Consider the following 24,298-nt stretch of genomic DNA (forward strand, 5'->3'; position numbering starts at 1 on the left):
TCCTTTGCGTCAATAATGTGATGCTATGGGCTATCTGGGTCCCGAATGAGTACCCTGTGACAGGTGGGAAGCATCGCGATGAAATTCGCTGCATATCGGCACTTCGGGCATCGGCGGGTGCAGGGCTACACGGAATCGGCGGCCATCCGGTTGCTACAGGCCGTTGACGAGCTGCAGCGCACGGATGGGATCAGCGGGCCGGTCGCCGAGATCGGCGTGCATCACGGGCAGCTGTTCATTGCAATGAAGTTGCTACAGCGACCGGGCGAGCCGGCCATCGCGATCGACCTGTTCGAGAATCAGGCCGCCAACATCGACAAGTCCGGCGAAGGCGACCGCGGCGAATTCCTGCGCAACCTGGACCGGTGGGCCGACCGTGGCGAACTGATCGTCCACCAGGGTGACTCCACTGCGATCGTGCCCGGTGACATCGCGGCCATGTCGGGTGTGCGGCTGTTCTCCGTCGACGGCGGCCACACCGAGGAGATCGTGCTCAGCGACATGCGGCTGGCCGAGAAGAGCCTCGTCGAAGGTGGCGTGGTGATCGCCGACGACGTGTTCAACCAGCAGTGGCCCGGCGTCTCCGTCGGCACCGTGCACTACCTGGAGCAGGGCGGCGCCCTGGTGCCGTTCTACATCGGCTTCAACAAGGTGCTGTTCACCCAGCCCGAGCACGCCGAGCGGTACCGCCGCGCGCTGGACCAGGTCTACGCCGCCAAGACCATGACCGCGGTCTTCGAGTCGGTGTTCGTCAACCACCCGGTCAGTGTGCTCGTGCCGGTGCCCAAGCACCCCGCCCATATCGCCAGGCGCAGCGAGGCCGCCCGCACCGCGTACCGCAAGGTGACCGGGCTCCTCAAGTAAGCGAAAGGCCGGTTGTCACAAGATATCTCGTGACAACCGGCCATTCCGATCAGGTCACTTGAGGAGCTGGCGGCTCATCACGACACGCTGAATCTGGTTGGTGCCCTCATAGATCTGGGTGATCTTGGCGTCACGCATGAACCGCTCCACCGGGAAGTCCACGGTGTAGCCGTATCCGCCGAACAGCTGCACGGCGTTGGTGGTGACCTCCATGGCCACGTCGGACGCGAAACACTTGGACGCCGAGGCCAGGAATTGCAGGTTCGGCTCGCCGCGCTCGCCGCGCGCGGCCGCGGTGTAGACCATCAGCCGGGCCGCTTCGATCTTCATCGCCATGTCGGCGAGCATGAACTGGGTGTTCTGGAAATCGGCGATCGACTTGCCGAACTGCTTGCGCTCCTTGGTGTACGCGATCGATGCGTCCAAGGCGCCCTGGGCGATACCGACGGCCTGCGCGCCGATGGTGGGCCGGGTGTGATCCAGGGTGGCCAGCGCGGTCTTGAACCCGGTGCCCGGTTCACCGATGATCCGGTCGCCCGGGATGCGGCAATTCTCGAAGTACAGCTCGGTGGTGGGCGAACCCTTGATGCCCATCTTGTGTTCCTTGTGCCCGGCCGAGAAGCCCTCGTCGTCCTTGTGCACGATGAACGCGGAGATGCCGTTGGCGCCCTTGTCCGGGTCGGTCACCGCCATCACGGTGTACCAGGTCGAGTAACCGCCGTTGGAGATCCAGCATTTGGTGCCGTTGAGGATCCAGTCGTCACCGTCGGCCACGGCCCGGGTCCGCATGGCACCGGCATCACTGCCGGCCTCCCGCTCGCTCAGGGCGTACGAAGCGGTGGCCTCGCCTGCCGCGATCGAGGGCAGCACCTTCTGCTTGAGCTCCTCGGAGCCGCGCATCAGCAGGCCGGTGGTGCCCAGCTTGTTACAGATCGGGATCAGCGAAGACGACGCACACACCCGCGCCACTTCCTCGATCACGATGCACGCGGCGACCGCGTCGGCGCCCTGACCGCCGTACTCCTCGGGGATGAACACCGCGGAGAATCCCGAACCGTCCAGCGCCGCGAGCGCCTCGTCGGTGTAGCGCGCCTGGGCGTCCACCTCGGCGGCATACGGCGCGATCTCCTTCTCGCACAGGGCCCGCAACACGGTGCGCAGCTCGTTGTGCTCGTCGGACAGCTTGAACAGATCGAACGACGGGTTATCCATCAGGGACTCCTTGCTACTCGTGGGTAACTTTAGCCGTTAGTCGGCGCCGCCCAGTAATCGGTCACGCAACGCGGCGTCCTTGGCCAGCACCGTCGCCTCCAGGTCGGCCTGGAACTGCTCGATCCGCCCCCGCAACGCGGCATCACCGGCACCCAGGACGCGCACGGCGAGCAATCCGGCGTTCCGCCCTCCGCCGATGGACACCGTCGCCACCGGAACCCCGGCCGGCATCTGCACGATCGACAGCAACGAGTCCAGCCCGTCCAGGCGGGCCAGCGGCACCGGCACGCCGATCACCGGCAGCGGAGTCGCCGCGGCCACCATGCCCGGCAGGTGCGCGGCACCGCCGGCGCCGGCGATGATCACCTCGATCCCGCGGCCCGCCGCGGTCTGCGCGTACTCCAGCATCCGGGCCGGCGTGCGGTGCGCCGAGACGACGCCGACCTCGAACGGGATGTCGAATTCGGCCAGTGCGAGGACGGCGGCCTCCATCACCGACCAGTCACTGTCACTGCCCATGATGACGCCGACCCGTGCAGTTGTGGTGCTCATGCTGAATGTCCGTCCCATCCGTCGGTCCATTGCGCGTGCGACAGCCAGTGTGCCGCCCGCTGCGCCCGTTCCCTCAGTGCGCCAACGTATTCCGGATCATCGGGGGATCCGCCCACAGCTCCCACCAGATTCACGTGCCCGATCTTGCGGCCCGGCCGCTCCCCCTTGCCGTACAGGTGCACCTTGGCATCGGGCATCCGGCCGAACAGGTGATGCACCCGCTCGTCCATCGACATCGCCGGGGTCTGAGCCGCACCGAGCACATTGCCCATCACCGTGACCGGTGCCAGCGCACCGGTGTCGCCGAGCGGATAGTCCAGCACCGCGCGCAGATGCTGCTCGAACTGACTGGTACGGGCGCCGTCCATGGTCCAGTGCCCGGAATTGTGCGGGCGCATCGCCAGCTCGTTGACCAGGATTGCCCCGTCCTCGGTCTCGAAGAGTTCGACGGCCAGCACACCGACCACGCCGAGTTCCTCGGCCAGCCGCAGACCCAGCGATTCGGCGGCCGCGGCCACCTCTCCCCCGAGCCCGGGTGCGGGGGCGATGACCTCGACGCAGATACCGTCGCGCTGCACCGTCTGCACCACCGGCCACGCCGCGCCCTGCCCGAACGGCGACCGGGCCACCAATGCCGAGAGTTCGCGGCGCATCGCGACGCGCTCCTCCAGCAGCACCTCGACCCCGTCGGACAGGTAGCCGGACACCGCCTCCCTGGCGTGCGCCAGGTCGCGGGCCAGCACCACGCCGCGGCCGTCGTAACCGCCGCGGACGGTCTTGATCACCACCGGCGCCCCGATCCGGGCCGCGAATGCATCCACATCGTCGACGCCGGTCACCGCGGCGAACCGCGGGATGGGTGCGCCGAGGGCCTCCAGCCTGCGCCGCATCACCAGCTTGTCCTGCGCGTGGATCAGCGCCTGCGGAGGCGGGGCCACCGTCACCCCCTCGGCCATCAGCTGCTCCAGCAGTTCGGTCGGCACGTGTTCATGATCGAAGGTCAGCGCATCGACCCCGGCCGCGGCGCGGCGCAGCGCCTCCAGGTCGGTGTGGGCGCCGATCACCACGTCCGGGCTGACCTGCGCCGCGGGATCGTCGGGCCCGGCCGCCAGCACCCGCAAGGTCTGGCCGAGCGCGATCGCCGCCTGATGGGTCATCCTGGCCAGCTGCCCACCGCCGATCATGGCGACGACGGGCGCGCGGGAGGTAGCGGGAGTTCGTGGCACGGCACCTATGTTGGCATGCCCGTGCGGCGCCTCTGCACCCGCCGCGACCTGCGCAGGTTCACGTTGACAACTGAGTTTCCGTAGACTCCTTCTTCGTGTCCTTTGCTGATGCCACGATCGCGCGGCTGCCGAGTTCGGTCCGGCCGTTCGCCGAGCGGCACCACGAGCTGATCAAGTTCGCACTGGTGGGCGCGACCACCTTCGTCATCGACTCGGCGATTTTCTACACGCTGAAGCTGACCGTGCTGGAGCCCAAGCCGGTGACCGCCAAGATCATCGCGGGCATCGTCGCCGTCATCGCGTCCTACATCCTGAACCGCGAATGGAGCTTCAAGGACCGCGGCGGGCGCGAGCGACACCACGAGGCGCTGCTGTTCTTCGCGGTCAGCGGCGTCGGGGTGCTGCTCAGCATGGCCCCGCTGTGGGTGTCCAGCTACATGATGGGGCTGCGGGTGCCCGAGGTGTCGCTGACCGTCGAGAACATCGCCGACTTCGTCTCCGCCTACGTCATCGGCAACCTGCTCCAGATGGCATTCCGGTTCTGGGCGTTCCGGCGCTTCGTCTTCCCCGACGAACATGCCCGCAACCCCGACAAGGCCCTGGAATCCACGCTCACCGCCGGCGGTATCGCCGAGGCGTTCGAGGATCATCACGAGCATCAAGGCCAGGCCGGTCAGGTCGGGCAGAGCGCGCAGCATTCCGGGCCCAGCGGCACCGTGACGCCGCTGCGGCGGTCACGCCGTTCGGCTCAGCTGGGCGATTCCTCGGAACCCAGGGTGTCGAAGACTTCGTGATACAGCAGTGAATGCACCTGTTCCACGCGCGGGATGTCGTGGAATTCCAGGGGATCCTGCGACGCGGACTCGATGACGAGGGTTCCGGTGCGCAACATCCGGTCCAACAGGCCGTGCCGGAACTCCACACTGTTGATCCGTGCCAGCGGGATGTCGATCCCACTGCGGGTGAGCAGACCGTGGCGGAACATCACCCGGCGGTCGGTGATCACGAAATGCGTCGTCCACCAGTTCAGGAACGGCCAGATCGTCAGCCAGCCCACCAGGACCAGCCAGATCACGCCGATCACTGCGAAGATGATCCGTTTGGCATTGCTGTCCCAGCCGGTCTGATTCACCCAGCCCGCACCGAAGGACGCCAGTGCGGTGGCGGCCAGCAGCACCAGCACCGCACCGATCAACCGCTTCCAATGCGGGTGCCGGTGCAGCACCACCCGCTCATCTCTGGCCAGCACGTTCTCCGGGTAAGCCACGGTGTGACTTTACTCAAACACCCCACCGGCCGCGGGCCGCAAATGAACAATATCGGCGGCCGAAACCACCTCAGTGCCCGTCTCGGTGCCGATGCAGAGCCGGCCTTGGGCATCGATCGCCTCGGCCGTGCCGACGATGTCCCGTCCGCCGGGTAGCTGCGCGCGCACCTGGACGCCCAGCGTCGCGCTGCGCGCGCGATAGTCGTCGAGCAGCGCGGCGGTGTCACCGGCCCGCCACTGCGCGATGCGGGTGCCCAGTTCGGCCAGCAGCGTCGTGACGATCGCGGTGCGGTCCGCCTCCACACCGAGCTGACGGACCGAGGTCGACTGCGGCTGCCCGATCTCCTCGGGCCGGACGGCCACATTGAGGCCGATTCCCAGCACCACGACCGGCTTGGGTGAGGCCACCTCGGCGAGGATGCCCGCGATCTTGGCGCCCCCGACCAACACGTCATTGGGCCACTTCAGTCCAGCCTGAATGCCCGAAGCGGACAGCGCATCCACCACGGCGACCCCGGCCAGCAACGGCACCAGGCCCCAGCGCTGCTCGTCGACACCGGCGGCGCCGACACCCACCGACATGATGATCTGCCCGTGCGGGACGCCCGCCCACGACCGCCCGCCGCGCCCGCGGCCCGCGGTCTGGTGCTCGGCCAGCAGCACCGCCCCGGCGATATCGTCACCCGCGGCCGAGCGCGCGATGAGGTCGGCGTTGGTGGATCCGGTGACATCGACGATGTCCAGCCGGCGCCACAGCTGCGGTGCCACACCTAGCCCGGCACGCAGTGTGTCGCCGTCCAAAGGTGGCGGCTCAGCAGTCATTTCGCACCGACTGGTTGGCGAATCGCTTTGCCATCCAATCCAATTGGGATGCCAGGTCGACACCGGCATGGCCCTTGTCTGGTTCGAATTGCACTGTCACCGTTCCTCCCATGGCGCACGCCTTCGCGATCGCCGCAGCGGTCCACGCCGAGTCGACCAGAGTATCGGCCCCGCCGTACCACACCGACAGCGGCGCCGACAGCGGCCGCTGCGGCAGCGCCCAGTCCCGCAGCAGGTGTCGCAGCCGGTCGGCCGCGGCGGGCGTGTTGGGCGCGACGAACTCGGGCCGCAACTGCGCACCGGCGTCACCGCGCTGATAGATCTCGGGCGCCTGGCACGAGGTGAGCACCTGCCAGTACTTGGTGGCCGCGCCGGACCGGTAGTCGTCCCGGTTGAGGTCTGGATGCCTGCGGGCCAACGATTCCACGATCACCGGCATGGCCAGCAGCTGATCGGAGGTGAGCGTGTGCGCGAGCGCCTTGTCCACGAATCCGGACACGTCGGCGGCCGGGGCGGCGGCCACCGCCCCCAGCAGGGTCAGGTCGGCGGCGTACTGGCCGGCCTGCTCGTCGGCGGCCCACGTGGCCGCGCCGCCCTGGGAATGGCCGAACGCCATCCAGGTGGAAGACACGTCGGGGAACACGTGCCGCAGGGCCCGCACGCTGTCGATGATGTTCAGTCCGGCGGTGCGCGCATCCAGATAGGGGTGATCGCCCTTGGCGCCCAGACCTTCATAGTCGGCGACGGCGACGGCGAAACCCCGGCCGGTGAAGGCGGTGACGAACGGAAGCAGGCCCATCATGTTGTCGGACACCGACGGGGCGCAGGGTCCGTCGATGCCGAGCGTGCCGTGTCCGACCGCCACCACCCGCCAGCCGCCCGGCGGCGCGGCACCCGCCGGGGTGAACACCGAACCGGACACCACGGTGGGCTGCCCGGTGTCCCCGTTGGTCGACCGGTACAGCACCCGGGCGGCGCGCAGATCGCCCGCCTCGACCCGGCGGGTCACCCCGGGCATGGTGGTGGCCGACACCAGGGTGCCGGGGCCGCTGCCGCTCAGGTCGGCGGTACTCACCGCCGCCGGCGCACCGCCGGAGGACGGGAAGAGGTTCAGGTAGGCCACACCGATGGGTACCGCGAACGGAAGCAGGGCGACAGCCGCCGCGATCTCGGCGACCACGACGGCGATCAGCGCCAGGATGAGGATCGCGCGCCTGCGGCGGCGTGGCCGAGTCCTCGGAGCTGTTTCAGACGAAGGGCGCGGCACGAATCCACGCTACCGAAGCGGCGGCGGACACCCCGGCTAGTACGCTCCCACCCCGCCCAGCACGGTGCGCACGGTCTTGAAGGCGATGACGAGATCACCGCTGATGGACCAGTTCTCGACATAGGACAGGTCCAGGCGGACCGAATCGTCCCAGGACAGGTCGGAGCGACCGCTCACCTGCCAAAGTCCGGTGATACCGGGCAACACCAGCAGCCGGCGCCGCACCTGTTCGGTGTAGGAGTCGGCCTCGCTGGGCAGCGGCGGGCGCGGGCCCACGACGCTCATTTCTTTCTTCAGCACGTTGATGAACTGGGGCAGTTCGTCGACGCTGTAGCGGCGCAGGATCCGGCCGATCGGCGTGACCCGGGGGTCCTGGCGGATCTTGAACAACACCCCGCCGTCCATCTCGTTCATGTCGGCCAGGCCGGCAACCAGCTGCTCGGCGTCGGCCACCATGGTGCGCAGTTTGATCATCCGGAACGACTTGCCGTCCAAGCCGATCCGCTCGGACAGGTAGAACACCGGGCCGCGGCTGGTGAGCTTGATCGCCACGGCGCTGACGAGCAGCAGCGGGAAGGCCATCAGCAGCACGGTGAGCGCCACGCTGAGGTCGAACGCCCGCTTCTGCAGCTTCTTGGTGCCGCTGTATTGCGGCTTCTCGACGTGGATCAGCGGCAGTCCGGCCACCGGGCGCATGGTCAGCCGCGGTCCCGCGACGTCGACCATGCCGGGCGAGACCACCAGGTCCACCCCGAGGCGGTCGAGCTCCCACGACAGTTCCCGCACCCCTTCGGGACCGAGGTGCTCGGTCGCGGTGAGCGCCACCGTGTCCGCGCCCACCTTGAGGATCGCCTCTTCGACCTGTCCCTCGTCGCCGAGTACCGGCAGCGTCCCCACTCCGGGCACATCCAGGGTGCCGCCGCCGGGGCGCCCGGTGAGGCAGACGCCGACGACCGAATAGCCGTACCACCACGTCCGGTCCAGCGACTGGACCAGACTCCGGACGGCGACGGGATTGCCGACGGCCAGCACCGAGGTGACGCACCGCCCGCGCCGACGGTAGAAGTTCAGCACCCGCCGGCAGCTGCTGCGGCCGAGCATCAGCAGCACCAGGCCGAGCGGGAACGCCAGCGCCAAATAGCCGCGGGCGTACTCGGGCCGGAAGATCATCAGCGTGACGGCGACGACGCCGATGGTGGACAGCGTGGCCGACAGGACGCGGCGGTACTCCTCCACCCCGGCACCCACCACCCGTGGCGACCGGGACCGGTACGCGGTCAGCAAACCCAGCCACATGAATCCGAAGATCACCGAAAGCAGCCCGAAGTACTTGGTGAGCGGATCGAAATCGGTAACTGGCCGACCCAGTCGCACCATCTGGGCGCAGGCCATCGCCGCGCCGACGACGAAGACGTCGGTGATTGTCAACGCAAGTACGTAACGCCGCTGCCAGCGCAGCCCACCGATGCGAGCGGCGGCAGGTTCGGCTCCCACCGGGACGACTGGTGCCGCCGTCTCTCTCACAAGAGTCACTTGCTGGTCCACCTTCTTTGCTGCGCCAGTCCGGCTTTGTTGCTCGAAGACTATCCGCGGCTGGCTTATGCTAACGCTTTCTTCGGGGTAATTTCCAACATCCCGTGCATATTTTCAGGTCACTGTCCGACATGTCCACGGCGGCCGCACAGCCGTTGCCCTGCGCCGCGAGCGACTTTGCGCGCACTACCGACACGTCGCCGGTCGAAAGCCATGTGGTCAAAGCGATCTAACCACGGAAAAGGCCGCTGGGCAGGATAACCAGCGACAAAATTTACGTTGCCGTCGAATTGTGTCATGCGCAACGACGGGTCCGAGCATCAACACCGATTCGTTGATATCGCAAACACGGCGGCCACCCCTCGGAGCGGATCAGCTAATGCCCGCTGACCTGCGGCGCAGGGAGTGACTGCCAACGTGGCACGGCCCCGCCGGCGGGTGCCCACCCTCCCCCGCGGGCGTCGGATGTACGTCGCATCCGCAATCCAGCCGAAAGAAATTTCCCCGGACGTCATCGACACCAACTGGCCCAGCAGAACCAGGAGGTGACCGGTATCACGAGCCGGTCAGGGACACCCGTTGGTGGCGGGCTTGCCGTGCATCCGCTCCAGCAGCCAGGCGAACTGTTCACCGACATCAAGGTCGCCGTGGCCGTGCTCGGGTTGGAAATCGGTGGTCAACTCCGACCCCATGGCGCAGGCCGCCTCGACCGCGTGCGCCGTCCACTCCGGCTCGATGTACTCGTCTTCACCGCCGTAGGTCACCGACAGCGGACCGGACGACCGCTGCTGCGGCAACGCCCACCTGCGCAGGTGATCGCGCAGCCGGTCGGCCGCCGCCGGATCGTGCGGCGCCACGTCGCCGGGCTCGATCGCATCGACCGCCGCCTCGCGGGCCCGCACCGCATCGCCCGCACACGCGATCAGCACGTCCCATTTGTCCGCCACGATTCCGCGCCGGTAGTCGTCGCGGTTGATCGCCGGATCCAGCCGCGCGATCGATTCGATGATCAGCACCAGTGCCGCCGACTGCTCTTTACTCAGGGTGCCGTTGACCGCCTTGTCGACCAGACCGCTGACATCGGCGGCCGGCGCCAGCGCCACCGTCGCGATCAGCTCGAGGTCCGGCGCATACGTACCGGCCTGCTCGCTGGCGCCCCAGACGGCGCCGCCGCCCTGCGAACCGCCCCAGGACGCCCACTTACCGGACACGTTCGGGAAGGTCTTACGCAACGCGCGCACCGAGTCGATGATGTTGCGACCCGCGGTGCGCGAGTCCAGGTACGGATGTACACCGGGGGCGCCCAGGCCCTGGAAGTCGGCCAGGGTGACGGCGTAACCGGCCCCGACGAACTTGTCGACCACCTCGGCCATGCTCAACAGCGACGCCGACAGCGACGGTGCACACGGCTCGTCGATGCCCACGGTGCCGTGCCCGAGCGCGATGACCGGCCAGCCACCCACCGGGGCGTCGCCAGGTGGGACGAAGACCGAGGCGGACACTTCGGTGGGCGCGTCGTCGTCGCCCTCGGTGGAGCGGTACAGCACCCGCGCGGCGTTGATCTGCGCGCCTTGGGCCCGCTTGTTGAACTCCGGCATGGTGCTGGCGCGCACCAAAGAACCGGGTTCCTGGCCGCCCAGTTGCGCCCCCGCCACCGGCTGCGCACCCGTCTCCGCGCCCTGCCCCGGCTCACTGCTGTGGCCGCGAGTGACCACCAGCACGATGCCGGCCACCACCATCACCACCAGCGCCGAGGCGAGACCGCCCCACCACAGCTTGCGGCGCATCAACTCTTCCGGAATCGCTTGACCAGACCCAGGCCGGGCTTCTCGACGAGGTAGTAGGTCGCGGTGGCCAACAGGACGGTCACCACCGCGACCAGACCGATGTTGCGGAACATCCCGCCCCAGGTGTCACCGGCCGCCAGTCCGTAGCGGCCCAGCAGCAGCAGGATCGGGTAGTGCCACAGATACACCGACAGCGAGATGACACCGACGAAGTGGAACGGCTTGTAGTCGAGGAGGCGGGCGAGTTTCGAATCGCCGCCCCAGGACAGCGGCATGACGATCAGGACGATGAAAACTGCTGAGACAAAACCGATTCCGGCCGTCGCGAAGGCACTGCCGGTCATGGTGATGGCCAGCGCGGCGACCATCGCCACGAAGAGACCCGGAATCGACCACCGCCAGATCCGCTTACCGGCGCGCGGGCTGAGGACGCCCTGCTCGATGGCGACGAACAGGATCGCGGCGAACATGCCGTAGGCGAAGAGATCCGCGTTGGTGACAAAGCTGCGCATGAACACCGCGGCCCAGTTCGGCCCCCAGTTCTGCATCGCGACGCTGGTCTCCCCGGTGGCCGAGAACACCAGCGGGGCGAACAGCCGGCCGACGACACCGAGCACCAGCAGGATCGCCGGTGCCAGGCAGGCCAACACCAGCGGCGCGACACCGGTGCGCTTGCGCAGCGCGAACAGCACCATGCCGAGCAGCGGCAGGGACAGGTAGAAGGCGATCTCCAGCGTCAGCGACCAGGACGGGCTGATCCCGGTCTGGACATACTCCGGGACGTAGGTCTGGGTCAGCGTCAGGTTGGCCAGCAGCTCCCAGGGGTCGGTGATCATCCCGGTGCCCTGGTCGGTGCCCAGCGGTTGGATCGCCGAGTTGTGTACGTAGGCGACCTGGAGCACGAAGTTGCAGATGAGAAAGATGACCAGATAGCCGGGGAACACCCGGAACACCCGGTGCAGCGCGTACTGGCGGGTGTCGGGCATGACGGCCTTGTCGACCGGCTTGGTGAGCCTGCGGATGTAGGGCAGGAAAAGCAGGAACCCGCTCAGCACGAAGAACAAGATCAGGGCCAGCCCGAGAATGTCCAGCTTCGCCTTGTGATGCACGATCGGCGAGTAGGCAATGCCGACATGGCCGGCCACCACCGCCAGGCAGCCCAGGCCGCGCACGCCGTCCAGGCCGATGATCCTGCGGTGGGTCGGCGAGGTGGCCAGCACCTGCGATTCGATGGGCGGCTCGACCTGCTGAGCATCCTCGCGCGCTGCGTTGGTATCTGTCATCGACGTTCTCCGGTCGTGCCGTCCGTCAGGTGGTCTTGAGAATCGAAGGACCGCCCTCGACGGTGCAGGTGTTGTCGGCCGGGCTGTCGGCGAACCGCTTCATCACCCAGTCCAGCGCCACGATGGGGTCGAAGTCGCCGTGGTGACGGCCCGCGGCGATGAACGACGCGAGGGTGTCCCCCATATCGCAGGCCCGTTTCACGGCGTCCTCGGTCCACTGCACCGGAACCGTCTCGTCGGCGTCGCCGTGCACGATCAGCATCGGCGCGCTGGCCGGGAACCGCGGCAGCCCGCTCATCCGGTTCAGGTAGCCGCGCAGTTCGTCGGTGGCCTGCGGGGTGGCCGGGCGCAGATCGTCGGGCTGAACCTGATTGGCGATCTCGAGGCGCTTGTCCGCGTCGACATCGGCGCAGGCGGTCAGCAGGTCCCAGTTGTCCTTGACGATGCCGCGGCGGAAGTCGTCGAGCTTGAGATTGGGATTCTGGTTCTTCAGTGCCCGCAGGAACAGCGCCAGCGCCACCGCCTGCTGCGGGGTCAGCTTGCCCTCGGCGGCCACGTCGGCCAGCCCGGTCACGTCGGCGGCAGGCGACACGCTCACCGACCCGACCAGGCGGGTATCGCCCGCACCGTAGTTGTTCACCAATTCATTTGCGGCCCAAGAGGCTTGGCCGCCCTGCGAAACGCCGAAGGCCACCCATTTCCCGGAGGTGTCTGGCACCAGCTTCCGGATGGCCCGGGCCGCGTCGATCATGTTGTAGCCGACGGTGGCCGCATCCAGATACGGGTGGTACGTGCCCTTGGTGCCCAGCCCCTGGTAATCCGGGACCACCATGACGTAGCCGAGACCGAGCAGCGCCCGGACCGCGTCGGAGAAACCGAACAGCGTCGGGGACAACGACGGGGCGCAATCGGGCTCGACGCCGGTGGTGCCGTGCCCGAAGACGATGACGGGCCAGCCGCCGTCCGGCGGGGCGCCGGTCGGGGCGAACACGCTGCCGGAGGCCACCTGGGGGCTGCCGTCGATCCCCGAGGTGGAGTCGTAGGTGAACCGCGCCGCGATGGAGGAGACCCGCAGCATGCGCCGGTCGACGGTGTCGAACTTGGTGGCGCTGATCAGCGTGCCCGGGCCCGAACCCGAATAGTCGGCGGGCAGCTGGATCTCCGGCTCCCCCGTCCCCGCTGCCGGCTGCGGGGGCTTGTCCTGCGAGCAGCCCGCGACCAAACCGGTGGCCAGGACCACCGAAGCCAACACCGCCGCGGCGGACTTCCAACGTCGCATCCGCAAACTCCTACGCATTACCGGACATCGCCTGCTTGGCGATGTGATCGAGCTGTGCCGGGGTCAGCACGGTGTCCCGGGTGATTCCCACCAGGAGCACCAGCACCACGCTGAGCGCGAAACCCACTCCCGCGCCGACCAGCACACCCTTGAGCACCGGCGGGCGGACCTCCGATGCGGATTTCGCCGCGTCGACCGGGACGAGCTCGGCGACCGGACCGGTGTACTGGATCGGGTCCGTCGGTGCCGACTGTATCCACTCCAACTCACGGGAGAGCGACATCAGGTTCGCGGCCTGTGCGTTGACCAGGGCCGCCGCCCGCGCCGGTTCCGGATCGGTCACCGTCACCTGCAACAGCGCCGAATTCGGCCGGCCGAACCGGTTGACTCCCCCGGGCAGCCAGGTCGCCGAGGTGGCGGCCGCCAGCTGCGCCGGCGTCATCGCCGACTCGGGAACCTGATCGACGGTGCGTTCTGCGACGAGTTCGGACTGCGCCAGGCCCACGTAGGTGGCGATCCGGGCATTGGCCCCCATCCCGCCTGCATACGCGGCGAACGTGGCCGGGTCCCCGGCCACCTGGGACATCAGCAGCACCGAGGCCTGATAGTGCCGGTCGGGCAGATACTCCTGCGCGGCGTAGGCGGCACCGGCCGACGCCAGCGTCGCCAGCACGATCACCAGCCAGCCACCGGCCAGCATCTTCAGGTAGTCACGCGCCCGCGGCACGTCGACGGGGGCCCTCAATTCCGGCCCGCGCAGTCATCGGGCGGCGGGGCGATCCCGGCCAGCCGGTCCATCAGCCACGACAGGGTGTATCCGCTGTCCAGATCGGCGTGCCCCTTGCCGGGGTTCTTCCTGATCTCCATCGGGCTGCCCATCGCGCAGGCCCGGTCCAGCGCCCGTTCGAACCACTTCTCGTTCACCAGGGTGTCCTGGGTGCCGTAGCCCACGATGATCGGCGTCTCGATCCGGGCCTGCGGCACGGCCAGCGCTGCGAGCTTGTCCCGCAGCCAGATGAAATCCTCGTAGCTGGCCGGTTTCAGATCGCTGTTGGCCATCAGCCCGCGCACCCTGGCGATGTCGTCGAAGTTCGGCGGGATGCAGTCCAGGAGCTCGTCCCAGTTCGCCGCCGTGGCGCCGCGGCGGTAATTGTCCAGGTTCATCTCCGGGTTGAACCACTTGAGCGACTGCAGCGCGAACACCAGGGTGATCCGCTGGTCGGGGGTGAGCGTCTCGTTCCAGGCGGCATCGGCCAGCCCGGACATGTCCGCGGCCGGAGCCATGGACACCGTGCCGCGCAAGTCCAGGCCCTTACCGTAGGTCGGTGCCTGCTCCGCGGCGGCCCAGACGGCCAGCCCGCCCGCCGAGTGGCCGTAGGCCAGCCACTTGTCGCTGAGGTCCGCGCCGATCCGGCGCGCCGCGCGCACCGAGTCGATCACGTTGTAGCCGTACGTCTTTGCGTCCAGAAAGGGATGCTGGAAGCCTTCGACACCGGCACCCTGGAAATCGGTGGTGGCCACCGCGAAACCGGATTGGACGAACACCGACATGGTCCACTGGTTCAGCGGCAGGCTGCCGTACAGACTGCTCGCGCACTTGTTCAGCACGCCCTTGGTGCCCTGGCCGAAGGCCAGGATGGGCCACCCGCCCTTGGGTGGGTCACCCGGCGGGATCGCGATCGCGCCGGACACCTGAGTGGGTGAACCGTCGACACCGGAGGTGGACCGGTACACCACCCGCATGTACGTGGCGTCGTCCTGGTCCAGCAGATCGGCGCCCTTCAACGGTTCGACGGAGACCAGTGAGCCGGCACCGTCATCGGTCATATCGGGCGGTGACAGCCGCGGCTTACCGTTGAACGGCGGCACCAGCGTGCGGGCCGCCGGTGCCTCGTCGGGCGGAGGTGGCGCCGCTGCCGGCGCGCACGCCGTCACCAGAAACGTCACCGATGCGGCGGCCATCAGGCAGGTCGCCACACTCCGCACCAGCTTCGACACTCCTGCTATCCCGTGGTCTGGGACTCGGCGAGGTGGTGTGCGCCATCCCCGTCCGGACCGCCCTGGGACGTATCGTTCGCGTCGGCGGTGTCGTGCTGCTTGCGGTGGCCCGACAGTTCCTTGCGGTGGCCCGGCTCGCACGTCGCAACCACACCGAGCACATGCGCATGCGCCGTCTCGAGCACCTTGAGACCCTTGCGCAGCGCCGAGGCCTTGGTGTGCCCGATCCGGCCGAGCACCAAGGCACCGTCGCCGAGTGCGGCGGGCACGGCACCGTCGGAGTACTTGGTCAGCGGCGGGGTGTCGATGATGACGTAGTCGAAGTGCCTGCGCAGCACCTCGAGCACGCGTGGCACCGCGTCGTCTCCCCACAGCTCGCCGCGCACCGTCGGGACGGGACCGGCGGCCAGCAGCGAGAACCCGCGATCGGCGACGTCGATCACCGTCTCGGAGATGTCGTGCTGACCGGCGACCAGCGTGGTGAAACCCTTCGAAGACGAGCGAACGGCTTCCTCATGCCCCAGGTTCAGCAGCGTGGGCAGCGTGGGGTTCACCAGGTCGCCGTCGACGAGCAGCACCGAATGGCCGGCCTCGGCGAACGCCGCGGCCAGGTCGACCGCGGTGGACGACCGTCCATCTTGGGGCGAGGGGCTGGTGACGGCGATCACGCGGGGCGGTTGCCCGGCGGAGTTGCGGGCGAACTGCACATTGGTGCGCAGTTCTCGCAACCGCTCGACGGCGGGGCCACCCGCGGCGATATCGATGACGCCGTGGCGGTTCTCGTCGTCGATCAGCGTGCCCAGCAGGGCCACGCCGGACACTTCCTCGACCCGCTCCCGGCGGCGCAGCTTGGTGTCCGACGCACCCACGGCGAGCGCGATCAGCACGCCGATCAGCAGACCGCCGACCGCACCGGCGGTGATCCTGGTGGCCAGTCCCATGGCCGGCACCAGGGTGCCGTAGCTGGCCTCGTCGACGATGACCGCGCCGGCCGCCGCCTCGCCACCGCGCCGCGACGTCTCGAGTTCGCCGGTCACCTTGACCAGCTGATCGGCGACGGCGTTGGCGTACCGCTGCGCGGCGGCCGGGTCGGCGTCCTTCACGGTGACGTCGAGCAGCACGGTCTGCGGCAGGGGCACCGCGGTGATCTTGGCGCGCAACTCGTCGGTGGTGATGGGCGCCTTCAGCTGATCGACCGCGCGCACCGCGACCTGTTCGCTGGTGGCCAGGCCGGCGTAGGAGAACACGCGTTCTTGGGAAAACAAGTTGTTCTGGTAGGCGTCACCGACCGAGGTGCCGCTCTGGGTAGTGACGAAGAGCCTGACGGTCGACGCGTACTGCGGTGTGGCAAACAACGTGGTCAGGTACCCGACCACGGCTCCGATCGCCAGCGCCCCCAGAACCACCCACCACAGCCTGCGGAAAATGCGCAGGTAATCACCGATGGCCAAGAAGCACTCCCATTCGCTCTCAGTCGAGACAACAGTGCAACGATAGCGTCCACGACAAGGATCCACACCGCTGCTGGCCGCGCCCTGGTGGCACGCCCAGCGAAACCAATGCAAGGATAGTTAAATGCGTGGCGGGTGCAACAAAGCAGTGGACATCATTCCGGGATGAGGACGGGTCCGAAATGAATCTGGGCGCGATATCCCGGCGTGATGTGCTCATCGGCGCCGTAATCATTGTGCTCGCCGCCGGCGTGGGTGCCGCGGCCGCGCTCGGCGGGAAAATCGGGATCCTCGGGGTCGCCGCGCTGCTGGCGCTGGCGGTCGGCGTGTACATCGGTCTGCGCCATCCGCTGTGGCTGTACTGGGGCATGGCGGTCTCGATCGGCGCGCTGCCGTTCGGTTACTTCCCCGGTGTGCACGTGCCGCTGTACCTGCCCTTCGCGGCGGGCGCACTGCTGGCCGCGCTCGTGCACCCCACCGCGGCCAGGCGCTGGCCGACATTGGCCAAGGCGATCCTGGTCCTGGTGATCGTCTCGGGGATCGCGATGGTCTGCACGTACACCTCGATCGTGAATGTCATGGACTACGCGAAATGGGCGATTGCCACCTCCGCGTTTTTCGCATTGCTCGCATTGCCGTCGGAGCATCTCGCCAAATTCGGACGCATCTTCGTCTACGCCGCCACATTCAATGCCGCATTCGGTATTGCGTCGGTGGCAATCGGCTCGAATCAGAAACTGTTGCAACCTTTTCGACTGTTCGGCTACGCGGTGGCCAACACCGAACGGTTCTACTTCACCGGCGGTGTCTCGAACCTGCCCCGCGCCGACCGGTTCGCCGTTGGGGCGGGCAGCCAGAGCTTCACCCGCCTCGGCGGCCTCTGGCTGGACCCCAACGCGGCAGGCATCGGCCTGGTGATCGCCTTCGTCATCGCGATGATCCTGCTGGCCGGGTGGCAGCGAGGGGTGGCGGTGACCATCCTCGGCCTGGCGATCGCCCTGACCCTGAGCCGGTCGGCGATCGTCACCACCCTGGTCGGTGTCGGGCTGGTGTTCCTGTTCCACAAGATGCGGTCCCGGGACCGCCAACTGCTCGTCGGTGCGCTCGTGGTGGCGTTCACGACGGCGATGCTGGTGCCCTCGGTGCGCACCCGACTATTGGGAACCCTGGGCTCCAATGACGCCGGCGCGACCGACCGGATGGATTCGATTCGGGAATTCCCCGGCCGGATGAGTGGACATTGGTTGTTCGGCTGGGGTTGGTCACAGCGCGAATTCAAAGACGGTGCATACGCGTTTATCCAGAATTTCGTGTCGAACGCTCCGCTCATCGCCATCCACCGCGCCGGGATCTTTGTCGGCATCGCGTTCATCGTCGTGGTGCTGACCGGTTGCGTGATCGGATTCCGGCTGCTCCGGGCAAACTCGTTACCCGCGGCACTGTATGGCGGTGTGTTTATCGGTTTCTCGGTCGTCGCGTTGAATCTGGATCACCCCGTGGTGGTGATCCCGCAGATCGTCTTCCTGTACACCATCTTTTTGACATTCCTGGCTTACGCGGACGAGCTGCGGCAAACCACTCGGCTGGTCGAGACCGCGCCCGGGGCGGCGCGTTCGCCGACACCACCGGTTCCGGCCGCCGCGCCGGCCGGCTAGCCGATCAGGGCCGATCGCCGGACAACAAACCCTCGACGGCGCGGTGCGGACGGCGGTCCTGCCAGAATTGACGGTTCAGCCGGTAGAGGCGATCGCCTGCCGCCGCGGCGGCGGGCGTGTCCAGCAGATAGCGCCGGCATTCCGCGACGAACACGTCGTCGTCGTCGTGCACCCGCAGATCCAGCAGAGCTCCCAGCGAGCCCACCGCCGCGGTGGTGCCGACCACCGGAAGACCCATCCTGGCGGCGTCGAGGAGCTTGACCCGCACACCGCCCCCGGTGCGGATGGGTGCGATCATCGACCTGCAGGTGGCCAGGAACGCGGGCAGGTCGTCGACGAAGCCGAGATCGCGAACTCCGCTGGGGTACTGGGGATCCGGCGCCGTGGAGTGTTTGGCACCGATCACACACAGCTCCGCGCCCGGGATGCCCTCGCAGATGCGTGGCCACAACCGCAGCGCCTCCAGGAACGCCTCCTGGTTCGGCGCCCAGTCCCGGGTGCCCATCAGAACCAGCCGCGGCGGTGTACGGCCCACCTCGACCTGATCCAGCGGGCGCAGCGTCAGATCCAGCCACCGGGCGTCCGGCACACCGTGCCCGCGATAGAAGTCGGCCTCCTCGGCGTCGAAGGTGCCGACCGCGTCGGCAGCGCGGGCCACCCGTAGCTCGTCGCGCAGCAGCTGCCCGACCTGCAGCCGGCCCAGCAGGCCACGGGTGGCGCGCCATACCAGCGACTCGCTGACGTGGGTGTTCACCACGAACCGGGCCGACCCGGAATGCCTGCTGCGCAAGAAGGATTCGGCCATGTAGCTGTGCTCGGCGACGAATGTCGCACCCGCCGGGACGTCGTCGATCGCCCGCACCAGGTCGTTGTTGTCGAACCGGGCGTGGGCCAGGCTGCGCCGGGTCCGCGCGGCGTTGGCGAGCAGCCGCAGCGGCCGCACACCGGACTTGGGCACCCTGGTCAGCACCATGCCGCCGGGAACGATGTCGGTGTCCAGCCGACCGGGCGGCTGATGCGACAGGCATATCGCCGACACCGCGAACGAATCGGCCGCCAGCCCCATCACCAGGCGCGACAGTTCCACGTCGCCGCCGTGCTCGGCGACCGGGTCCTTGGACAGCAGGAAGACCACCGGGGTTTTGGGTTCGGTCACCCGGGCACCTTCCGGTAGAGCACCCAGGCATAGATGGCCAGCAGGATGGCATCGGTGATGACGGTGGCGATGGCGGCGCCGACCGCGCCCAGACCGACCAGCAATGCCACCAGACCCAGCTTCACGGGTACCAGGCCGAGGTTGGCCGCCAACCTGATGCCGTCTTTGCGCTGGTTGTAGAGCACCGCCTGGAACACCGAACTGACGGTCCGCATGGCGCAGAACAGCGACATGATGACCATCGCGATCGCCAGCTGCTGGGGCACCGGTGTGAAGATCATCACCACGCCGGCGACCAGGACCAGGGCCCCGGCCAGCCCCCCGAGGATGAGTGTGCTCTTCAGCGGTGGGCCGGCAGACAGGTGGCCCTCACCAGCCCGCAAGGTGTGGTTGTAGGACATGCCGAAGGATTGGCCCACCGCGACCACCGCGATGCCCACCGTGGTGCAGATGGCGTAGTAGCCGACGATGGTGTCGTTGGTCAGCCAACCCAGCAGCAGCACGTCGCCCTGCAGATAGGCGGCCAGACCCAGCGTCTCGCCGATCAGGATGGCGATCAGTTTCGGCGACCCGGGCAACGCGGGACGGTGCCGCAGCGTGACGAAGCCCACCGCCAACGCGATCAGCACGTAGGGCGCCACCAGGAACAGGCTGGCCATCTGCAGGGTTGGGTGCGGCGCAAGGAACAGGTACCCGCCGGCCAGGGCCACGCTGCTCATCTGGCGCAGTGTGTCGGTTTGTGCGACGAACTGCGGCCTGCCCTCCCGCGCTGCGCGGCTCTGCCACGACTTCAGCACGATCTCACCACCGGCCACGAACAGGCCGAACCAGGCGATGTAGTTGACGCCGACCAGCGCGGCGCCCACCGCCATCAACGACAGCCCGAGCAGATAACGGGTGGTGCGTTCAGCGAGGAAGCGTTGCTCGGACTCCCGGACCGAGCGCACCGCGAACGGGTTGTCCAGCGGCGGACCGATCAGCGAGTACACCGCATAAGCCATGCCGTACTTGCCGTAGTCGGCGACGCCGAGATGCCCGATCAGCACCGCGGTCCAGAGCAGGCCGACACCGCGACCGCCGTAGAGCCAGAACACCGCCCACAGCGTGGTGATCAGGTGACGCGATGTGGTGGCGTCGGCCTCCGATTCCTCCGAAGACACCCGCTCAGGCATCTTCGGTCTGCCCCGGCAACGAACGCGACCACAATTCGACGAAGGCCTCCGCGGTGCGCGCGGCCGAGCGGGCCTGCCGGGCCCGGTCGGCGTTGACGCCCAGTTCGGTCAGCCGCTCGCGGTCGTTGAGCAGATCCGCGATGCTGCCCGCCAAGCCGGCGGCCACCTCACCTTCTACCGGCGGGACGGTCACCACGCCGTCGTCGGTGCCGAGTTCGGCCAGCGAACCGTAGCCGGTGCACACCACCGGTGTGCTGTAGGCCATCGAGTGCGCGACCACGCCGGAGGCCGGGTACGTCTCGGCGTAGAAGTGGCGTTTGCCGTACGGCAGCGCGATGGCGCGCACCGACGCGAAGAATGCGTCCTCGGCGGGCCCGTCGACCCCGCCGAGGATCTCGATACCGTCCGCGCGTGGCAGCGACTCGGTGCCGCGCCCGGCCACCCGGATCGCGATGTCGGCAGGCAGCTGCTCGCGGATGCGGGCAATCTCCTCGAAACCCTTTCCGCGGTAGACGAATCCGAAGAACCCGACGGCCTTGGGACGGTCCTGCGCAGCAGTGATTGCCGGCCGGTCTCGCACCAAGTGCGGGATGAAGGCGGTGCTGGTGCGCGGGTAGGTCGCGGCGATCGACTGCCTGCCGGTCTCGGTCAGCGCGACCAGGGTGCGCTCGCCGTGCACCCGGCCCTCGATGGCGCGCGACACCGGCCGCAGCGGGTAGTGGATGCCGTGGGTGAGCAGCCGCGACCGGGCCACCAAGCGGGTACGCCCCAGGAACCACAGGCCCTGCGGCGGATCGTGCACGGTCGCGGTGACGGGGACGCCGCTGAGGCCGGCGACCGACCAGAAGGTGGGCAGCACGCCGGTGGACAGTTCGGCGTGTACCAGCGTGCGGCCCGGAGGTCCTTCGTCGATCAGTCGGCGCACCTGTGCTCGATGTCTGCGCAGGTCGGCAAGGGTGTCCGCGCCGGGCCCCAGGGTGCGATGCTCGGCGATCTCACCGAAATACGGGCGCAGCGCGGTGACGAGGTCCTCGGCGTAATCGCCCACCGCCGTCTGGCCCTGCGCCGGCGCGATGAAGACAAGCCGGTGGTCGGCGAACGCGGCGGTCATCAGTAGAACAGCGGCCGATGCTTGTTTTCGTATTGCAGCGCCTCGGGGTCGCGCTTGCCGATGACCTTGGCCGGGACGCCGCCCACGATCTCCAACTCGCCGACGTCCTTGTTGACCAGAGCGTGCGCGGCGACCACCGCACCGCGACCGATAAGCGAGGGCAGCACCATGGCGCGGGAGGCGATCCAGACGTAGTCCAGGATGGCCGTCGGGATGGGTACGGGCAGGAAGTCGGGGTGGTTGACGTCGTGGCCGCCGCCGATGAAATGCACGTCGCTGGCGATCGTCACGTTGTTGCCGATGTAGAGGCCGGCACGGGCGTCGAGCAGGCAGCGGAACCCGATGGCCACGCCGTCGCCGATGGTGAGGAATTCGATGTCCAGCACGGTGGTGCCGCGCAGGATCGACGAGTTCTTGCCGATCTTGGCACCCAGCAGCCGCAGGTAACCCTGCCGGATGGTGTGCGACGGGATGAAGGTGATGACGCTGTTGAACAGCAGCTCGCCGAGCCGATTGCGGATCTTGCGGCCGCGGGTCATGCCCTGCATCTTGTAGTCGATCACGCGGCCTTCGTCGTTGAGCACCCAGACGGGATCGGGTGCCGTCCGCAGTCCGGGTGCCGCCGCCTTCTTGCGGGCTACATCCGCCGGGTCGGCTTTCGCGGGTACACGAGTCATGGGCGGTCTACTCCTTCGAGGATTAGCGTCACAACCATAGCCAGTCAGGCAGCGACGCCGCCCATCGAGTCGTTACAGGACGCTCAGAGCGCGGAACCCCTGGGAACCGTCGTCGGTTGCAGCGCCTCAGCCTCCGCGGCCAGCTTGTCGACTGCGGCGTAAAGCGACTCGGCGTAACGCTGTTCGGTGAACCGTTCGGCGTGCGCGCGCAGCTTGTCGGGGTCGAACGATACGGCCTCGAACCGGTTCACGGCGTCGGCGATCGCGTCGGGCTCGGGCCGGTCGAAGTACATACCGGTGACGCCTTCGATGACGGTGTCCAGGAAGCCGCCCCACCGCAGCACGACGCTGGGCTTGCCGCACACCGCCGCCTCGATCGGGGTCAGCCCGAAGTCTTCGTAGCTGGCGGCGATCAGGCCCTTGCACGAGTGGTAGAGCCACGCCATCTGGGCATCGGTGAGCGCGGACAGCATCGCCACGTTGGGCGTCTTGATCCGCTCGATGTGGGCACCTTCGGGACCGTGGCCCACCACCACCAAGCGCCGGTCGGTGTTCGCGAAGGCCCGCACCACGGCTTCGACATGCTTGTAGGGCATCAGCCGGGAAACGATGAGGTAGAAGGAGTCACCGTTGTCGTCGGCCCAGTGCGACAACGCGGGCACCGGCTCCACGATGGACGTATCTTTGATCGCCACCGGCGACGGCAGCACATCGGCGCTGATGCCGTAGGCGTCGTTGATCCGGTCCTGGATGGTGGTCGACACGGCCAGATAGCGGTCGACGGTCGCAGCGGCGCGGCGGTCCCACGATTTGAGGTACGGCGCGCCGGCCTTCAGGACCGCGCGCTTGATGCGATCGCCGTCGGGATCGAAGTAGTAGTCAGCCGCGTACAGCCAGTGCGCGGGCGTGTGGCAGTGCACCAGCTTGCGCCCGTTGGTCCGGAAGCCATGGGCCCAGCCGCTGCTACTGGTGACCACCACGTCGGCATCGATGAACGTCGAGGACGCCGCGATGGGCAGAACTGGCAGGGACAGCCGGTGATTCCTGCGGAACAGCGGGATCCGGTTGATGCCGGAGACCCGCACGTCGCGGTCGGCGAATTCCGGGTAGGTGTTCTCCGGGTCGTACAGCAGCGTATAGATGGGCGCGTCGGGAAACGCGCGACTCATGGAGAGGACGACCTTCTCGGCACCGCCGCGCTGGGTCAGATAGTCGTGCGCGATCGCCACCCGGGGGCCGTCCACCCCGTCGAACCTCCGCTGCGGACCGAGCTCACCCGTGGGTTCCACGAGCAATCCTTCGTCTGCCGGGCACATCTCGTCCTCGGCGCGTCCCCGTAACTGGTACATAAGTCCTCAACATCGGATCCACTACACCCACGACGCACCGCCCCGGGTCGGCCCAAGCGAGCCTACCGCGGTTATGTTACCAACACCGTAAATATCCGGCAGCAAAGTCGGCAACGACCTAGATAGATCGCTGGTCAGCGGCTTCACCGGCATTGTTCTCCCTCGTCGGTGTCGGATCATTCGCTTCTGGAGTTGCTGATAGTTGACCACGCAAACGCGCTCGTGGCCACTGAAGTTAGTTCATTCATCGCACACACACAGGTCCGGCGGAGATTCTGCGAGAAACTCGATACCGAATCGGCGTGCACGCGTTACCGATCGAGAGGGCCGCGCGCGCTTTGCCGGTTTGGGAGCCTTCAGTTTCTCGGCAACGACGACCCGGTCATGAATCGGTGACCCGTTCTGCCGTCGCCCAGAACGATGATATGTGCAGATCGGCCGGTAGGACGCTCCCCGAAACCCGGATGTGGCGCCCGTCACCATCGGCGCCCGGCGTCGACGTGGTGAGCACCTTCGGTCCGCCGCCCAATCGGTAACCAATCGATTCGGGATTTCCGCATTCCAGACGTGAACCCGAGATGAATGGGACCTTTCGTCGGCGGGGCGGTCTCATTGACTGCCGAATTCGCAGATACTC

At 67.8% G+C, this 24,298-nt stretch carries 21 protein-coding genes; 3 read left to right on the forward strand and 18 right to left on the reverse strand.

Annotated features, from left to right (window positions below; all coding sequences use genetic code 11):
* Positions 1 to 63 precede the first annotated feature (63 nt).
* On the forward strand, positions 64 to 864 hold the full coding sequence (locus ACXPWS_RS23520; RefSeq protein ID WP_458708959.1) for a class I SAM-dependent methyltransferase: 801 nt from the start codon (positions 64 to 66) through the stop codon (positions 862 to 864).
* Positions 865 to 918: 54 nt separating this feature from the next.
* On the opposite strand, the gene ACXPWS_RS23525 is transcribed toward ACXPWS_RS23520, so the two are convergent.
* Genes ACXPWS_RS23525 through ACXPWS_RS23535 form a run of 3 tightly spaced genes read right to left on the reverse strand, consistent with a single transcriptional unit; the run spans position 919 to position 3,812 of the window.
* A complete protein-coding gene (locus ACXPWS_RS23525) occupies positions 919 to 2,076 on the reverse strand; it encodes an acyl-CoA dehydrogenase (RefSeq protein ID WP_458708960.1) in 1,158 nt (385 codons plus the stop codon).
* A gap of 36 nt (positions 2,077 to 2,112) precedes the next feature.
* Positions 2,113 to 2,628 carry a 5-(carboxyamino)imidazole ribonucleotide mutase gene (gene purE, locus ACXPWS_RS23530; RefSeq protein WP_458708961.1) on the reverse strand — a complete coding sequence of 172 codons (516 nt, stop codon included), beginning with the start codon at positions 2,626 to 2,628 and terminating at the stop codon, positions 2,113 to 2,115.
* Positions 2,625 to 3,812, reverse strand: coding sequence for a 5-(carboxyamino)imidazole ribonucleotide synthase (locus ACXPWS_RS23535; protein ID WP_458713668.1), 1,188 nt, complete (start codon positions 3,810 to 3,812; stop codon positions 2,625 to 2,627). The genes purE and ACXPWS_RS23535 overlap by 4 nt, the downstream gene beginning before the upstream one ends.
* Before the next feature lie 137 nt (positions 3,813 to 3,949).
* On the opposite strand from ACXPWS_RS23535, the gene ACXPWS_RS23540 reads away from it, so the two are divergent.
* A complete protein-coding gene (locus ACXPWS_RS23540; protein WP_458708962.1) occupies positions 3,950 to 4,648 on the forward strand; it encodes a GtrA family protein in 699 nt (232 codons plus the stop codon).
* On the opposite strand, the gene ACXPWS_RS23545 is transcribed toward ACXPWS_RS23540, so the two are convergent.
* From ACXPWS_RS23545 to ACXPWS_RS23590, 10 genes are all read right to left on the reverse strand, one after another.
* Entirely contained in the window at positions 4,603 to 5,121 is a 519-nt protein-coding gene (locus ACXPWS_RS23545; RefSeq protein ID WP_458708963.1) for a PH domain-containing protein, read from the reverse strand. The genes ACXPWS_RS23540 and ACXPWS_RS23545 overlap by 46 nt on opposite strands.
* A 9-nt stretch (positions 5,122 to 5,130) precedes the next feature.
* A complete protein-coding gene (locus tag ACXPWS_RS23550; RefSeq protein ID WP_458708964.1) occupies positions 5,131 to 5,943 on the reverse strand; it encodes a biotin--[acetyl-CoA-carboxylase] ligase in 813 nt (270 codons plus the stop codon).
* Positions 5,933 to 7,210 (reverse strand): lipase family protein, encoded by a 1,278-nt coding sequence (locus ACXPWS_RS23555; protein ID WP_458708965.1) that lies wholly within the window; start codon positions 7,208 to 7,210, stop codon positions 5,933 to 5,935. Before ACXPWS_RS23555 ends, ACXPWS_RS23550 begins: the two co-directional genes overlap by 11 nt.
* Positions 7,211 to 7,246: 36 nt before the next feature.
* Complete coding sequence (locus tag ACXPWS_RS23560) at positions 7,247 to 8,743, reverse strand: sugar transferase (protein ID WP_458708966.1); 1,497 nt, start codon at positions 8,741 to 8,743, stop codon at positions 7,247 to 7,249.
* A 566-nt stretch (positions 8,744 to 9,309) separates the two neighbouring features.
* Positions 9,310 to 10,530: a lipase family protein gene (locus tag ACXPWS_RS23565; protein ID WP_458708967.1), complete on the reverse strand. Its 1,221-nt coding sequence runs from the start codon at positions 10,528 to 10,530 to the stop codon at positions 9,310 to 9,312.
* On the reverse strand, positions 10,530 to 11,813 hold the full coding sequence (locus ACXPWS_RS23570; RefSeq protein WP_458708968.1) for an acyltransferase family protein: 1,284 nt from the start codon (positions 11,811 to 11,813) through the stop codon (positions 10,530 to 10,532). Before ACXPWS_RS23570 ends, ACXPWS_RS23565 begins: the two co-directional genes overlap by 1 nt.
* Before the next feature lie 25 nt (positions 11,814 to 11,838).
* The gene (locus ACXPWS_RS23575) at positions 11,839 to 13,092 is read right to left on the reverse strand and encodes an alpha/beta fold hydrolase (RefSeq protein WP_458708969.1); all 1,254 of its coding nucleotides are present in this window, start codon (positions 13,090 to 13,092) and stop codon (positions 11,839 to 11,841) included.
* A gap of 10 nt (positions 13,093 to 13,102) precedes the next feature.
* On the reverse strand, positions 13,103 to 13,837 hold the full coding sequence (locus tag ACXPWS_RS23580) for a YveK family protein (protein ID WP_458708970.1): 735 nt from the start codon (positions 13,835 to 13,837) through the stop codon (positions 13,103 to 13,105).
* Positions 13,834 to 15,078, reverse strand: a complete 1,245-nt coding sequence (locus ACXPWS_RS23585; RefSeq protein WP_458708971.1) for a lipase family protein — start codon at positions 15,076 to 15,078, stop codon at positions 13,834 to 13,836. The genes ACXPWS_RS23580 and ACXPWS_RS23585 overlap by 4 nt, the downstream gene beginning before the upstream one ends.
* A gap of 17 nt (positions 15,079 to 15,095) precedes the next feature.
* Complete coding sequence (locus ACXPWS_RS23590) at positions 15,096 to 16,541, reverse strand: tyrosine-protein kinase domain-containing protein (protein ID WP_458708972.1); 1,446 nt, start codon at positions 16,539 to 16,541, stop codon at positions 15,096 to 15,098.
* Positions 16,542 to 16,669: 128 nt separating this feature from the next.
* On the opposite strand from ACXPWS_RS23590, the gene ACXPWS_RS23595 reads away from it, so the two are divergent.
* Positions 16,670 to 18,196 carry an O-antigen ligase family protein gene (locus ACXPWS_RS23595; protein ID WP_458708973.1) on the forward strand — a complete coding sequence of 509 codons (1,527 nt, stop codon included), beginning with the start codon at positions 16,670 to 16,672 and terminating at the stop codon, positions 18,194 to 18,196.
* A gap of 4 nt (positions 18,197 to 18,200) precedes the next feature.
* Here the strand turns inward: ACXPWS_RS23595 and ACXPWS_RS23600 are convergent, their stop codons facing one another.
* The 5 genes from ACXPWS_RS23600 to ACXPWS_RS23620 form a co-directional block, all read right to left on the reverse strand.
* The gene (locus tag ACXPWS_RS23600) at positions 18,201 to 19,352 is read right to left on the reverse strand and encodes a glycosyltransferase (RefSeq protein WP_458708974.1); all 1,152 of its coding nucleotides are present in this window, start codon (positions 19,350 to 19,352) and stop codon (positions 18,201 to 18,203) included.
* Positions 19,349 to 20,524: a polysaccharide biosynthesis protein gene (locus ACXPWS_RS23605; RefSeq protein WP_458708975.1), complete on the reverse strand. Its 1,176-nt coding sequence runs from the start codon at positions 20,522 to 20,524 to the stop codon at positions 19,349 to 19,351. The genes ACXPWS_RS23600 and ACXPWS_RS23605 overlap by 4 nt, the downstream gene beginning before the upstream one ends.
* Positions 20,517 to 21,635, reverse strand: a complete 1,119-nt coding sequence (locus ACXPWS_RS23610; protein ID WP_458708976.1) for a glycosyltransferase — start codon at positions 21,633 to 21,635, stop codon at positions 20,517 to 20,519. Before ACXPWS_RS23610 ends, ACXPWS_RS23605 begins: the two co-directional genes overlap by 8 nt.
* Positions 21,635 to 22,312, reverse strand: coding sequence for an acyltransferase (locus ACXPWS_RS23615; protein ID WP_458708977.1), 678 nt, complete (start codon positions 22,310 to 22,312; stop codon positions 21,635 to 21,637). Before ACXPWS_RS23615 ends, ACXPWS_RS23610 begins: the two co-directional genes overlap by 1 nt.
* 83 nt (positions 22,313 to 22,395) lie before the next feature.
* Positions 22,396 to 23,601, reverse strand: a complete 1,206-nt coding sequence (locus tag ACXPWS_RS23620; RefSeq protein ID WP_458708978.1) for a glycosyltransferase — start codon at positions 23,599 to 23,601, stop codon at positions 22,396 to 22,398.
* Positions 23,602 to 24,298 lie beyond the last annotated feature (697 nt).

This window comes from Mycobacterium sp. BMJ-28 (assembly GCF_054404835.1).